Source organism: Methanococcoides burtonii DSM 6242 (genome assembly GCF_000013725.1).
Lineage (GTDB): Archaea > Halobacteriota > Methanosarcinia > Methanosarcinales > Methanosarcinaceae > Methanococcoides > Methanococcoides burtonii.
Genome location: NC_007955.1, coordinates 1068068 through 1081359, shown reverse-complemented (window position 1 = coordinate 1081359; position 13292 = coordinate 1068068). Strand labels below are relative to the sequence as shown.

General features: G+C 38.1%; 14 protein-coding genes. 8 read left to right on the top strand and 6 right to left on the bottom strand.

Annotated features, from left to right (window positions below; translation table 11 throughout):
* Positions 1–66 precede the first annotated feature (66 nt).
* Complete coding sequence (locus MBUR_RS05150) at positions 67–402, top strand: ATP-binding cassette domain-containing protein (protein WP_232222082.1); 336 nt, start codon at positions 67–69, stop codon at positions 400–402.
* Positions 403–653: 251 nt separating this feature from the next.
* Here MBUR_RS05150 and MBUR_RS05145 read toward each other — a convergent pair whose 3' ends face one another.
* A complete protein-coding gene (locus MBUR_RS05145) occupies positions 654–1103 on the bottom strand; it encodes a hypothetical protein (RefSeq protein WP_198003802.1) in 450 nt (149 codons plus the stop codon).
* A gap of 694 nt (positions 1104–1797) precedes the next feature.
* Here MBUR_RS05145 and MBUR_RS05135 point away from each other — a divergent pair.
* From MBUR_RS05135 to MBUR_RS05125, 3 genes are all read left to right on the top strand, one after another.
* On the top strand, positions 1798–2280 hold the full coding sequence (locus MBUR_RS05135) for a winged helix-turn-helix domain-containing protein (RefSeq protein ID WP_011499084.1): 483 nt from the start codon (positions 1798–1800) through the stop codon (positions 2278–2280).
* A complete protein-coding gene (locus MBUR_RS05130; RefSeq protein WP_048063258.1) occupies positions 2280–2696 on the top strand; it encodes a hypothetical protein in 417 nt (138 codons plus the stop codon). The genes MBUR_RS05135 and MBUR_RS05130 overlap by 1 nt, the downstream gene beginning before the upstream one ends.
* A gap of 506 nt (positions 2697–3202) precedes the next feature.
* Positions 3203–5221, top strand: a complete 2019-nt coding sequence (locus MBUR_RS05125; RefSeq protein ID WP_011499083.1) for a sodium-translocating pyrophosphatase — start codon at positions 3203–3205, stop codon at positions 5219–5221.
* A gap of 296 nt (positions 5222–5517) precedes the next feature.
* On the opposite strand, the gene MBUR_RS05120 is transcribed toward MBUR_RS05125, so the two are convergent.
* Positions 5518–5979 (bottom strand): DUF523 domain-containing protein, encoded by a 462-nt coding sequence (locus MBUR_RS05120; protein WP_011499082.1) that lies wholly within the window; start codon positions 5977–5979, stop codon positions 5518–5520.
* Between the two features lie 226 nt (positions 5980–6205).
* On the opposite strand from MBUR_RS05120, the gene MBUR_RS05115 reads away from it, so the two are divergent.
* Entirely contained in the window at positions 6206–7111 is a 906-nt protein-coding gene (locus MBUR_RS05115; RefSeq protein ID WP_011499081.1) for a hypothetical protein, read from the top strand.
* A 53-nt stretch (positions 7112–7164) separates the two neighbouring features.
* Here the strand turns inward: MBUR_RS05115 and MBUR_RS05110 are convergent, their stop codons facing one another.
* Positions 7165–8073, bottom strand: a complete 909-nt coding sequence (locus MBUR_RS05110) for a TIGR00269 family protein (protein WP_011499080.1) — start codon at positions 8071–8073, stop codon at positions 7165–7167.
* Between the two features lie 550 nt (positions 8074–8623).
* Here MBUR_RS05110 and MBUR_RS05105 point away from each other — a divergent pair.
* From MBUR_RS05105 to MBUR_RS05095, 3 genes are all read left to right on the top strand, one after another.
* Positions 8624–9412, top strand: a complete 789-nt coding sequence (locus MBUR_RS05105) for an HD domain-containing protein (RefSeq protein WP_011499079.1) — start codon at positions 8624–8626, stop codon at positions 9410–9412.
* A gap of 668 nt (positions 9413–10080) precedes the next feature.
* Positions 10081–10563: a DNA-deoxyinosine glycosylase gene (locus MBUR_RS05100; RefSeq protein ID WP_011499078.1), complete on the top strand. Its 483-nt coding sequence runs from the start codon at positions 10081–10083 to the stop codon at positions 10561–10563.
* A gap of 182 nt (positions 10564–10745) precedes the next feature.
* Positions 10746–11351, top strand: a complete 606-nt coding sequence (locus MBUR_RS05095; protein WP_011499077.1) for a hypothetical protein — start codon at positions 10746–10748, stop codon at positions 11349–11351.
* A 341-nt stretch (positions 11352–11692) separates the two neighbouring features.
* Here the strand turns inward: MBUR_RS05095 and MBUR_RS05090 are convergent, their stop codons facing one another.
* The 3 genes from MBUR_RS05090 to MBUR_RS05080 all read right to left on the bottom strand — a co-directional run bounded on the left by MBUR_RS05090 (position 11693) and on the right by MBUR_RS05080 (position 13292).
* Positions 11693–11887: a hypothetical protein gene (locus MBUR_RS05090; protein WP_232222079.1), complete on the bottom strand. Its 195-nt coding sequence runs from the start codon at positions 11885–11887 to the stop codon at positions 11693–11695.
* A 299-nt stretch (positions 11888–12186) separates the two neighbouring features.
* Positions 12187–12480, bottom strand: coding sequence for a hypothetical protein (locus MBUR_RS05085; protein ID WP_011499076.1), 294 nt, complete (start codon positions 12478–12480; stop codon positions 12187–12189).
* 113 nt (positions 12481–12593) lie between these two features.
* Positions 12594–13292: an ABC transporter ATP-binding protein gene (locus tag MBUR_RS05080; RefSeq protein WP_011499075.1), complete on the bottom strand. Its 699-nt coding sequence runs from the start codon at positions 13290–13292 to the stop codon at positions 12594–12596.

Sequence of the window (13292 nt, the reverse complement as noted above, 5' to 3'; positions counted from 1 at the left end):
AAATAGGTAGTGGTCTCTATATAACTTTTAAAAATAATTATAATCAACGCCGATCTTTCAATGGATATGATCATAGAAAATGTGGATGATCTCATTGAACTTGTCGGGTTACGCAGGGAACATTTGACACGTTACCCGGGTCAGTTGAGTGGTGGTGAGATTCAGCGAATTGTACTTGCCCGTATTATTTCCATCGACCCTTCGTTCATTGTTGCAGACGAGGTTACTTCAATGTTGGATGTGTCTGTGCAGGCACAAATATTGAGACTTATGGAAAGGATACAGGAGGAAACAAATGTTTCCTATTTGCTTATCTCGCATGATATAGATCTACTGAAAAATGTCTGCGACAGGATAGCTTATCTTGAGAATGGATCTATAGCAAGGATTGAAGAAATTTAATATAGTAAGCGCAGGCACTAAAAAAAATTTAGGGGCATGGGGAGTGTGGTGGTATGTTTAGCAATTACCTGCGCTGTTTATTCTTTTGGTCCCACCATTATAAATAAATTGCGAATGTTAATTACTTCTTATTTATATTAAGCGCTTTTGGCAATGTCAGGTAGTTAACATAGTCTTAATTGAAATATCCGGATTGGCTGCACTCATGGAACTTTTCTAGCTCGGATGTTTTTTGAAATTATGGATAATTTTCAAACCTGCTGGTAGAATATATCAGGTGTTGCTCTGACATCGGTAATAGTTTTTGTCTGCCCGTTTGGATAGATGACCTCTATGGACTGTACGTTTGTGTCGAGATCACGGCCGTCATGGAGGTAATAGCTATCACTGGCCCTTGATACATCCTTTATCGATAGCTTAACAGTGTCATATCCTACTTCCTCTATCTGTATATTCTCGTACTTTGAGAATATGTCTATGAATGAGGATTCAAGATGTCTTGTACCAAAAGCAAGAATGTACATCCGGGCAAAGAAATTGAGGTTATATGTGACCACCACTGTGGTATCGGTCTTGTCAAAACGCATGACCACTTTCTCAATATGGATAATATCATTGTTTTCCGGCATAGCGTAGGCGCATATGGGCAAAAATGTGGTAAATAGTACCAATAGTAATACTATGAAAGAAAATAATCTCATATTTAACTGAATTGTATTTACTTTACATCCGTGGTTAACCTTTTCAGACATGTGTTATTTTGCACCCATTTGGAGACAATTATACAAAGATATGGTTAGTAAGGATTTATATTAAACGGGTATTTTTTATCTTTCATTTGTTCTGAAATATGCTAGATTTGGATCTCAGTGTCCTGAAGTATTTGAAGAGATTGATGAGTAAAGTGGACATAGTGAAAAAGTTAGATTAATATATCAAGAAAATGATTAGAATCTATGAGTTGTGATTTGTCAGACGAGGCAATATTTCTTTTAAAGATACTTTATAGTCAAAGGTGTCTGACAAGCTCAGCTGGTTATAATTGCAATCTACTAAAAAAAAGATTAACCCAAAAAAATAAGTCTGTAAAATTTAAAAAAGTAATTCAGGAACTTTTAAATGACGGACTTGTTACAAAGATATCTAAAAAGGATGATAAATACTATATATCGGATATGCCTGCTGCGAGCTTCGCGTTGCAATCACATGGACATAATGTTACAAAAGGGCATGAAAGAAGATTGTAATATTTATTTTACACGCATGATTAGTTAAATTTACAAACGTTTTTATAGTAAAGGTAATTATACGTTATATTTAGACATCTACAATTTACATATAGTGAATTATAGTCGTGTCAGATTTAGAAGATGAAACAATAAAGGAGTAATACGAATGAAACCCTTTGAAGGTTTGCTAGGAAATAGCTGTGAATTGCGGCTACTTGAATTTTTATTGCCATTAGAAGGTCTTGAATTCAACATTTCCGAATTAGCAGAAGAGGTAAACATTTCGAGGCCTACTCTAACAAAAGTGGTACAAATGTTTTCTGAATGGGGACTATTGTTGTCCTCCAAAAATGGCAACATAACAACATACAGCATTAATATGAATTCTTCCATTGTTGCAAGCATCCAAGAATTCAACAATATGTTAATTGAAACAATGCTCGGAGAAGAGGCATTGTTTGAGATACATGATTACTTGGAAGAAAAGCGTCCACGTTTTGAAATGGATGGCTTAACAGTCGATGAAATGATTCCAGGAATCTGCACAACCCGTGAGATTGATGCACCTTATCTCAAAAATGGTTGGTTCTCAAACCAGTCAAAAACCATGGCATTAAAACCAAAATATTCGATGTGGGAGAGCATATAATGGCTCAAGATTTATTTTTTAAAAAGGAACTTATCAAAGAGTTGCGAAGAATTGTAACAATGATGAAAAAGGAAGAAAATCTTGATAAGAAACTCTACCTTTTTTCCGCAGCATACGGGATTGCTGCACGAACCTATCGATACAGTTTTTCTGGAGATTACTTGATATCGGAGTATGTTCTGAATACTAGTTACGGTGTAATCCGTGAACAAATCAAAGGTATCAAATCCGGCGATAGCTGCGTTGAGATAAATAATCTACATTTTGAAAAGATACAAGAAGGACTTGGGTTACTCGCCGACGCGTTTGAAAGGGATGAGTCAATTTTAGAACCACTTGAAAAAATACTAATAGTAGCTTTCAGCACATCTGGAGCAGGGAACTATCTAAAAGAAAAAGGGATGCTTACTCTCTAATATGGGGGAGGGTCCTTTTCTTTATTTTAACCTCCTTCCCCTCTTCATCCCCCAAGGATGCATTACATTTTTATATGTCCCATCACTGACCAATCATCTGGCATTGCAAAGATCATATCGGTCTGTGGTTCAACTAGCCAAATGAGTCTATTTGTACCAACTAGCCAGTTAATTGCATGACTTCCTCAATCTCCACGCTTTACCCATATAGTACCAAACGCAATATCAGAATCCCACCGTGTAACATCACCCATCAATATATCTGTGATTTCATCAAATTAATTAGTACAGTATGTGCAAAATACCTGTAAATTAAACCCGGAAAGTAACAGTTCAATATTTTGCAATCGATACATTCATATCTTGTGTGTTCTATTTCAACCTGCTTTTAACATTATATATAGTTGAACGGTTCGTTCTTTCAATAGAGCGTAATTTAGTAATCTTTATTATGTGTATCATATTGATCAAATAATTCTTAGATCTAAACAAAAAGGAGTATGAATATGGATAGTTTAATTTACCTTGCCCCTCTGGCAGGTATCGTAAGCTTGGCATTTGCTGCATTCTTTGCTTCCGGTGTTCTTAAGGAAGGAACCGGTACAAAGGAAATGCAGGATATATCACTTGCGATCCAGGAGGGTGCTATGGCTTATCTGAACCGTCAGTATAAGACCGTAGCTGTAGTAGCAATTATTCTTGCTGCGCTTATGTTCTTCCTTCTGGGAGACGACAGTGGCAAGATAGTAATAGGATTCATCGTTGGTGCAGCTGCATCCGCACTTGCTGGATATGTTGGAATGAATGTATCGATCAGGGCTAATGTCAGGACAGCACACGCAGCTTCAAAGAGCTTGCAGGAAGCAATGTCCGTTGCATTCCGCGGTGGAGCTGTGACAGGACTTGCAGTAGTAGGTCTTGCACTGCTGGGTACCAGTGGTTTCTATATTCTTTTCGGTGATGTTGACCTTGTGATCGGATTTGGTTTCGGTGCAAGTCTTATCAGCCTTTTCGCAAGGGTCGGTGGAGGTATCTTCACAAAGGCTGCCGATGTCGGTGCTGATCTTGTAGGCAAGGTCGAAGCGGGTATTCCTGAGGATGATCCAAGGAACGCTGCTGTCATTGCTGACAACGTAGGTGACAATGTCGGTGACTGTGCTGGAATGGGTGCTGATCTGTTCGAGACATATGTCGTTACCGTTCTTGCATCAATGCTTCTTGGATCCCTGATCCTTGAACAATTTCCAAATGCTATCCTTTACCCACTGATCCTCGGTGCAGTGGCTATCTTTGCTTCCATCATCTCTATGTTCTTCGTGAAGGTAGGTAAAGATGGAAAGATCATGAAAGCGCTCTATAAAGGTGTTGCAGTATCAGCAATCCTTAGTATGATCGCATTCTATTTCGTGACTGATTCCCTCATGGGCGACGTTAGATTGTACTACGCATCCCTTGTGGGTATTATCATAATGGTATTGATGGTAATATTTACAGAGTACTACACTTCCACAAGCTTCCGTCCGGTAAAGACAATTGCCAAGGCATCCGAAACCGGTGCAGGTACAAATGTCATCTCCGGTCTCGCTATTGGATTTGAGAGTACTGCACTTCCACTTATCATCATCATTGCCGGTATCCTTGCATCCTTCTTTGTAGTAGGCGGTGCAACTGATCCTTCAATGGGTGTTTACGGTATTGCTATTGCAGCAGCAGCAATGTTGTCAACGACCGGTATGATCGTGGCTCTTGACTCATACGGTCCTATCACCGACAATGCTGGTGGTATCGCTGAAATGGCAAAGATGCCTGCGGAAGTACGCAAGATCACCGACGCACTCGATGCGGTTGGAAACACAACAAAGGCTGTAACAAAGGGTTACGCAATAGCTTCTGCAGCACTTGGTGCACTGGCACTTTTCGCAGATTACAGGCACAAGGTTAACCTCGAAGCAGGTTCACTCAGTCTTGAAAACCCTATTGTTCTCGTTGGTCTTCTTATCGGTGCGCTGCTCCCATTCCTGTTCACTGCTGTCACAATGAAAGCAGTAGGAAAGGCAGCATTCGCTATTGTTAACGAAGTTCGCCGCCAGTTCAGGGAGATCCCTGGTATCATGGAAGGCACCGCAAAGCCGGAATACGGTAAGTGTGTGGACATCGTTACTGCAGCAGCTATCCGTGAAATGGTAATTCCAGGTATCCTCGCAATCTTTGTTCCACTTTTAGTTGGAATTGTGCTTGGTCCAGAGGCTCTTGGTGGATTGCTTATCGGTATCATCGTTTCAGGTCTTCTCCTTGCTCTCACAATGAACAATGGTGGGGGAGCATGGGATAACGCAAAGAAGCTCATCGAAGATGGCCAATATGGCGGAAAAGGATCTGACGCTCACAAGGCAGCAATTGTCGGTGACACAGTCGGTGACCCATTCAAGGACACATCAGGTCCTGCACTTAACGCTCTGATCAAAGTAGTGAACATGATCGCTATCCTGTTCTCTTCTCTGTTCATCGGCAAGGGATTGTTCTAATTCGAACAATTTAAAAACGAATTTCGGGTCGGGAATATCCCGGTCCATTTCTTTTCTTTTTTTCTAATTTCAGTTTAATTTCATTGCTTATAGCATATTTTTGAATGCCAAAGCTTAAGCTCTTCATACTATCGTTCAGAATAATGGGGATGGCTGACGTTTATTAATGGGGCTAGTGTATTTGGAAGAATGCCTCTTCCTGCCAGCCAATTTTACTAATAATTCAATATATATATGGATGGCCAATCACTGCTTCACGGCTTAAACGAGACATGGATTCTTTTGATCGCCGAATTTCAATATCGAGCATCCTCCATCTCAAAGAGAACTCCACGCCGTGTCAGCTCTTCAGCTATCTCTTCATAGAATATTCCGGTGCCTGGGACGTTGTCATGTGTAAACACCTCCACCCGTCCTGCAGGGCCGCCAACTGTTGTCGTCTGTGCACCACACGAGGGACTCTTGGGAACTCCCAATACTTTAATGCTATAACCTTCCTGATAGAACTGTTCGATCATGTCTGCAAAGGGTTCAAAGAGTGAATGACAGAACCTCCTGTAATTTGGATTTTCAAGCTGGTCTCTGGTAATTTCCCTTCGGGCTTCACCTAGATAGATCAGTTCCGGACATGGTAATTGTACAATGTTCTTTCCCTTTGTATCGACCAATGGAGGCCCTTTTATCCCTTTGAGCCTTGAGCTTACATTTGCAAGACAGTGCCCGATAACCAGTATTTCCTTACCCCTATTTTCCTCCACAAGAACTCCTCCCCACTTATTATTATTAAATTTCTACTATAATTGAAGCTGTAATAATGTTGGTTGTATTAACATTGGATACTAAAATGTTAAATTTATTGATGTTGGATATGTTAAATGCTAATTTGGTGATGTTAAAGCGATCCGAACATCACAGATACTATATCTATGTAATATTTATATAATGTCAGCTACGGTTTAAGCTTGTCTCAAGGAGCTACTAAAAATGAATGAAGATCTCGGAAGAATATTGAATAAAGGGTTCAGCACCTGGTCACATAATTATGGAATTGCCGTTCCTTACTTTTTGAACATGATGGCATCGGTTTTCATTTTAATGGTGGCAGTTTTCATTATTCCGTTCATTGTAGCTGCAACGTCAATGTCTGAGATCGGGGATGCCTCTTCACTTACAACAGAAGAAAGCATGGAGCTTCTCATATCGCTGTTCTCTGATAATATTGTTATAGTGCTGGTGCTTGGTCTGATCGCATTTTTAGCCATTGCATTTGTCCAATCCTATTTTGAGGCAGGGGCAATAGGAATGGCACAGGCGGCATCAGCATCAGGTCATACGACCTTTGATGACATGTCCCGTGCAGGAAAAGAACATGTGTTCAGTCTTTTCCTTACAAAGATCTTCATCTCGCTGATCTTCCTCGCAGGAATTGTGTTTATAATTCCAGGCATGCTCGTCATGGGTGACTTCAATTCATTTATTGATAATCCTGAAAATGCCCTTCTTACAAGTATGTTATTACTCTTCGGGTTCTTACTATGGGGTCTTTACGTTCTGATAATCGATATTATCTTCAGTATTGTCAGATTTGGTCTTGTTCTGGACAATCTCGATCCCATGGAAGCCCTTGAAACTGGGTACAGGTTCTTCATGAACAACAAGTTAGTCGTGTTTCTAATGTACCTGGTAGTGATCGGAATTTCGATAGCGATCAATATGATAAGTGAACTTATCAGCTATGTGGGGGTACTTGCGAATATATGGATCTTCCTAAGTTTTGTTCTATCATTTGCAGTTATACAGCCTCTTGTGACCGTATGGTGGACTCGCCTTTACATGAATAGGACTGGAAAAGAACTCTATGACATAAGCGATCTGCTCGAATATCCCTGAGAGCCAGCTTAAAAAATAGGTAGTAGAAGAGATAATTAATTATAATTCTGTATTCAACTGCGTCCAAGCAATTTACAGGCCTGACATAATGTTGCTGTGCAGGTCTCACCACATATACGGCATTTTGAGAGTTCAGCCTGGGGGTATTCTTTAGCGATCAATCCCACAGTTTTATCGAACCCTCTCATTATGGAATATTTAGTTCCGGGGTGCCTTACCTCGAACTCATTTATCATATCCCTTACCTCACCCCTCAGGGCTTCATGGGCATAAGGACATTCGCTCATATCGAATGGCAGTTCATTGACGATCGCATAGAGGGCCACTTCCTTTTCGGGAACCTTTCGCAGAGGTTTTGCACGCAGGACAAGCCCTTCGATCTCCCGTGGAGGTGAGAGCCTTATCATTCTATCGACATCTCCTCCAAGGTGGTTCATCATTATCGTCTGTGCTTCATCGTCAAGGTTGTGACCGGTGGCAAGTTTATTGGCACCTATTTCATTCGCTATCTTGTTCATGAGCGATTTTCTTAAAACACCACAATAACTGCATGCACCCAGTTTTCTTTCCTGTGCTGTCAGTTCATCAAGTGTCTTATCATATTCATCCTTAAAAGAGCGGACAATATGTCTGATACCAAGCTCGGATGTCAGCTTTCGAGCCTTTGCCAGAGTTTCCTCTCGATATCCGGCTATCCCTTCATCAATGGTAAGGGCCACGATCTCAATATCCCTTCTCACGCCGAATATCTTGTGTAAAAGGTATAACAGTACAACGCTGTCCTTTCCTCCACTCAATGCCACGGCAATGATGTCACCTTTTTCTATCTTATACTGCTTTCTGATGGTGAGTTTCACCTTACGTTCAACATCTTCGATAAAGTGTCTCTTGCATATGTGCATACCGGAGTATTTCTGGAATATAATGGCGTCCCTGTTACATTTCATGCATTTGATAGGCATTGGGAAGAGCTCCTTTCCTTCTCAAAAGGAACTATGATATTAGAACTTTGGGGTAATGGGTAAGTTGCAAAAATTCCCCTCTATTAAAATTTGGATGCACGTGGTTTCGAATCTTACCCCTCGCATGGGGCGAAGGGGATACATACAAAGAAAAATATGGCAACGCGGCTGTGCAAACATTACACATGACCACACTTAAAACATCTTAAAACAAACCGAATTCTTGAAAATTATTGTTTGCCCTATCAAATCATAATATGTTAAAATGAATTATTAGTTCTGAACAATTGTCAATATATAATAGTGATAGAGCATTAATCGTGTCAGCTCCCTTTTAGCTAAAGGTCTAAAATGAGCAATTTTTTTTTAGTTTTCAAGGTATTATTAAATTAGTAATTATATATTTTTGTTTTGTAGTTCTAAAATGCCTTATTTTAATAATCCATCTACATTATTTTCCCGGTAACAATATAAAATAGCATCTGCGGCTTAGCATGTATATATTTGACATGCATAAAACCTAATACTCAACAAAACATTTAGCCATTAAATGAAAGAAAAGGAGTTTTTGAGTTTCAGGGACTGGTTTCACCGCTACGTCAGCTCTTTCTATACAGATGACGATTTTATCCAGCAAAACGTCATGCTTAAGGAAGGACATAGTGTCAGGGTATGTGATAATGCCTCTCTCATCACAAAAGCTGAAAAACTGGCTGATGATGACTTATATCTTGCAAAGACCATTGCTCTTTTTCACGACATTGGTCGTTTTGAACAAATTAATAAGTATAGGACCTTCAGGGACACGGACTCGGAAAACCATGCTCTTCTGGGAGTAAATATCTTAAAAACAGAAGAAGTAATTTCAGGTCTTAAAGATGAAGAACAGAAAATAATCCTTACAGCAATCAGAAACCACAATGTGCACATTTTGCCGTCCCTTCCTGACAGAAGAACTCTCCTTCACTGCAAAATCATAAGGGATGCAGATAAACTGGATATCTATAAGGTTCTAACAGATTATTTTATCGTAAAAGCAGACTTTCCAAACCCGGCACTGGATCTGGGACTGCCTGATTCATCAGAATATTCCCGTGATCTTTTACAGGATATATTGAATAATCGGGTTGCAAGTACAAAAAATGTTAAAACCTGCAATGATATGAACCTTACCCGGCTGTCGTGGATCTTTGATATGAATTTTATTGAGACCATAAGGCTTGTCCGGGAAAGGGATTATATCGGGAAGATAGTGACTGCTTTGCCACAAAACTATGAAATTGCCGAGATCCGTATTTATCTGGAAAAGTATATGAATACGATTCTGGAAGGAAGGTAAAACTATACCGGGCCTTTTAAAGAACATAGCATTCAATGTAAACGGCTTATCACTCTTGGCATTCTGTTTCATGTAATGAAAAGTACTCTTCAAGAAAACAATCTTCTTCCATCAGTGTAAGGCATGTCAATGATTTTCTTCCTTATCTTATCATTTTTTTTATATTTTGTATAAGATTCGTACCAAAAATTCTCTCCATTGATAATAATTTCTTCATTTCATTATTAATTTCTACATTATTCTTTAATTTTCGTACAAGAATCGTATACGAAATTATATTTATTGTTACTGGTTTTGTAGAAAAAGAACAATGATATTGATTTATCCGTTAAGTTAAATCTTGGATTATATGCAAACCAAATACTTTAGAAATTAAATTAATTATTCACTTTTTGAAATGATTTAACTTAAATTCGCATCAACAGTAAATTTAGAATATTCGGATTTTGACTATGTGTGATTGTGCACGATATGCACAACTCCCCCGTTGCCATATTTTCTTTGTATATATCCCCGCACGGGTTGAAGGGAATATAGGTAACTAGAAAAAACCGAACTTTTAAAATTAGATATGGGGGTCATAGCTTAATTGACTCATCCTTTTAGTCTTTGAGTCAATTGAAACCCAAATAGAAATATTTATAAAGTCAGGTGTAGTGAAAATATTTATGGTGAGCTTAAGAAGTAAAGGTTTAGATCAAATCGTAAATGAAGAAACAGAAATTTTGATTACAGGAACTTTTCCTAGTGAAAAATCAAGAAATCAAAAACAATATTATGCCGATTCTCGAAACCAATTTTGGAATTTGATGAGTTTTGTTCTTGGCATTGATTTAAAAAAAATAGAATATAATAATAGAGTCAGCATTTTGAAGAAACACAAGATTGGACTATGGGATACGATAGAATCTTGTGAAATTGGTGGAAGTTCAGACAAAAATATATGCAACCCACAGTATAATGATTTTTCACATCTCACTCAGATAAAGAAAATTGTCTGCAATGGAGGAAAGGTGGAAGAAACATGTAATAAACATTGCAATGTTCTTGATGGTGTTCAGGTTGTAAGAGTCCTTTCTTCAAGTTCAGCTAATAATGGTGCAATCGGTAGACCTGAAGAATGGAAAGAAGCGATAAACATTCTACTTTAAGCTTCTATTTTCCATCGTTCCAAAACAGGTGTTGAAATATAGGTAAGTCTGAAAACCGAACTCTTGGAATTTGATTACTAAAAGTGGGTGTTATTAACAGGACAGTTAAAGTAATTTAGCCATAATAGTTTATTTCTTTATTATTAAATACCATATAAATCATTGTCACGCTTAATTCGTTTATGTATAAAATAATTGAATTGTTCTTCTTGTGTATAGTGATAAGTTTGATTGCTTTATCTGGTTGTATCGAAGAAGATTCTAACATTTTGAGTATTAGTGATACTGGATTTACTGGAGATTCTCTTGAGATAAATGTAGTTGATTACAAACTAGTTGATTCGTTTGAAACAATGAATGTTCCCAACAAACCTGTTTATTATTATCCACCCGAAGGAGCTCAATTTTTACTTGTTTATTTAGAAGTCACAAATGTAGGAACTGATAAAACTTCAAGTGATACCATTACTCTTAGTAAAGACCTTATCAGTTCTTCAAATGGTGACACTCCAATACTTTCATATTCTGGAAATAACCTTGAAGCTAATGATAACATTATAGTTTATCGTTCTTCGGACTCATATTCAGATATAATATATAGTATCTCATCAATAAATACGCATTATTTATTTTCATTGGTTGATAAAAACCATGAGCCTAAATTTAAAGGATATGAAAATGTTTATCCAGAAGTAACCAAAGAAGGATGGATTGCATTTTTAGTTCCACATAATATAGATTTAACAGAAATATATATTAAAGTCCATGGGTTAACATGGGCTTTCTGATTTTTTTAAAAAAATAACAGCATTTATACAAAATTTTCCAACCTATACCTAACATAGTCATTGAGAGTAAATGATTTATCACTCTTAGCCGTCTACTTCATTCAATAGAAGTACTCTTAGAGAATCTAATCTTCTTCGTTTGTTTCTTTTCACTTGTCGCAAATATCTACTGAAGTTGTAGTTTTTGTTTCCTGGAATTGTCGTTTAATTTTCATTGAAAAACGACAAGGGGCGACATACAAAAGAAGATACTTAGCATTTCATATTCTTTTTAAAGAAATAGATTCTTTGATATTGGATAAAATAAAAAAAGAAGTGGGGGTAGAAAGTTACCTCCACATTTAAGCTGTTTCAAGAGCTACGAGAGAAAGACCTAATTTCTTTTCAAGTTCCTTTACTTCTTTAACAGCGTCATCGCTGAGAGTTGCATATTTGGTGCCCTCTTCTGAAAAAGCAATAAGGGTTACACCAAGCTTTCCTTCTGTAGCACTGACTGCATCCATATTTTCTTTACTTAATTTTGAGAATGTCCACATAATTTATCACCACTTATATAATATACCGATTGACTAATATGGTTTTCCTTCTTTTTAGACAGTTGGTTGATTTACTAATTTATATATTATCCATTTGATACTAAATGCCAGCATATCCAAAAAGATTCATTGGTACTTTCAGAAGGAAGCATTGTAGTTAGAAGTTTACCATCCCAGTTTTCCAGTTGTTTCCTTACATAAGAATTTAGACTAAACGCTTTGCCTGATTTGGTATTCTGCTTCATTTAATTCAATGTCAGTACTTCTCTAATTTTGTCGAAGTTTTGTTCTTATTCCCATTAACTTATCTCAAACACCCCACCACCAACAGAACCCTCAATTTTTCCGAAGTTCTCCTTTATTAAGAGAACGAATATATCAAACCTTAACTTATCCCCAACAATGATCTGTGGTCCTTGTTTTACTTTCTTAAAATGCTCTTTCTGAAGATATAGCCACACATTTCTTAGTAGAAATGATATCAATGCAAAAAAACATCTTCTCGTAATATTTCTTGTAGAAGTTCTTGGAATTGGGAATTTGAAATGACATATGGCGGCATTTTTGCCGCATATATAGCGATTAACTGCCATTATTTCATATTGATGGTAAAATTAGCGAAGTACTGAATGTACCTTATGAGAACCCCATCTTCTTCCATCCTACATAAGGCATGTCAATGATCTCCTTCCTCAACAGATCAGTATCATTTCTCTTCCCCACTTTCTTCCATCATCTCATCGCTAACTAAAACACCATCTTCTAGAGTGATCACTCTGTCAACATACTCAGTATGCCACGGTTCATGTGTTACCATCACAATTGTTTGTCCATAATTGTCATTCAGATCTTTGAACACATCCAGTACTTGTTTTGAGTTGTTGGTGTCCAGGTTTGCACAGGGTTCATCGGCAAACATTATGTTGGGCTTTTTGGCTATGGCTCTTGCGATCGCCACTCTTTGTTTTTCTCCACCAGACAGTTCATCAGGGATCCTGTCCTGTTTTCCCTTTAGGCCAACCTTTTCTAATGCTTCAAGGGCGGTCTTATAGGATTCCTTTTTTGAGTTTCCTTCCATCATGGAAAGCACATAAACATTTTCGGCAGCACTCATCTCATTAATGAGTGCATAGTCCTGAAAGACATAGCCGACCTGAGTTAGCCTGTAATAGCTTCTTTCGGCTTCAGGCAGGCTGGAAACCTTTAATCCCCGGATGGTGTATTCCCCGGCGGTTGCATCGTCCAACAATGCCAGTATCCTCAACAGAGTTGTTTTGCCACTACCGGATGCGCCCATAATGGCTACAAATTCCCCTTTCTTTATTTCGAACGAAACGCCATTGAGAGCTTTTACAGCAGTTTCCCCTGACCCATAATATCTTTTCAGGTCTTTCACAACGATCAT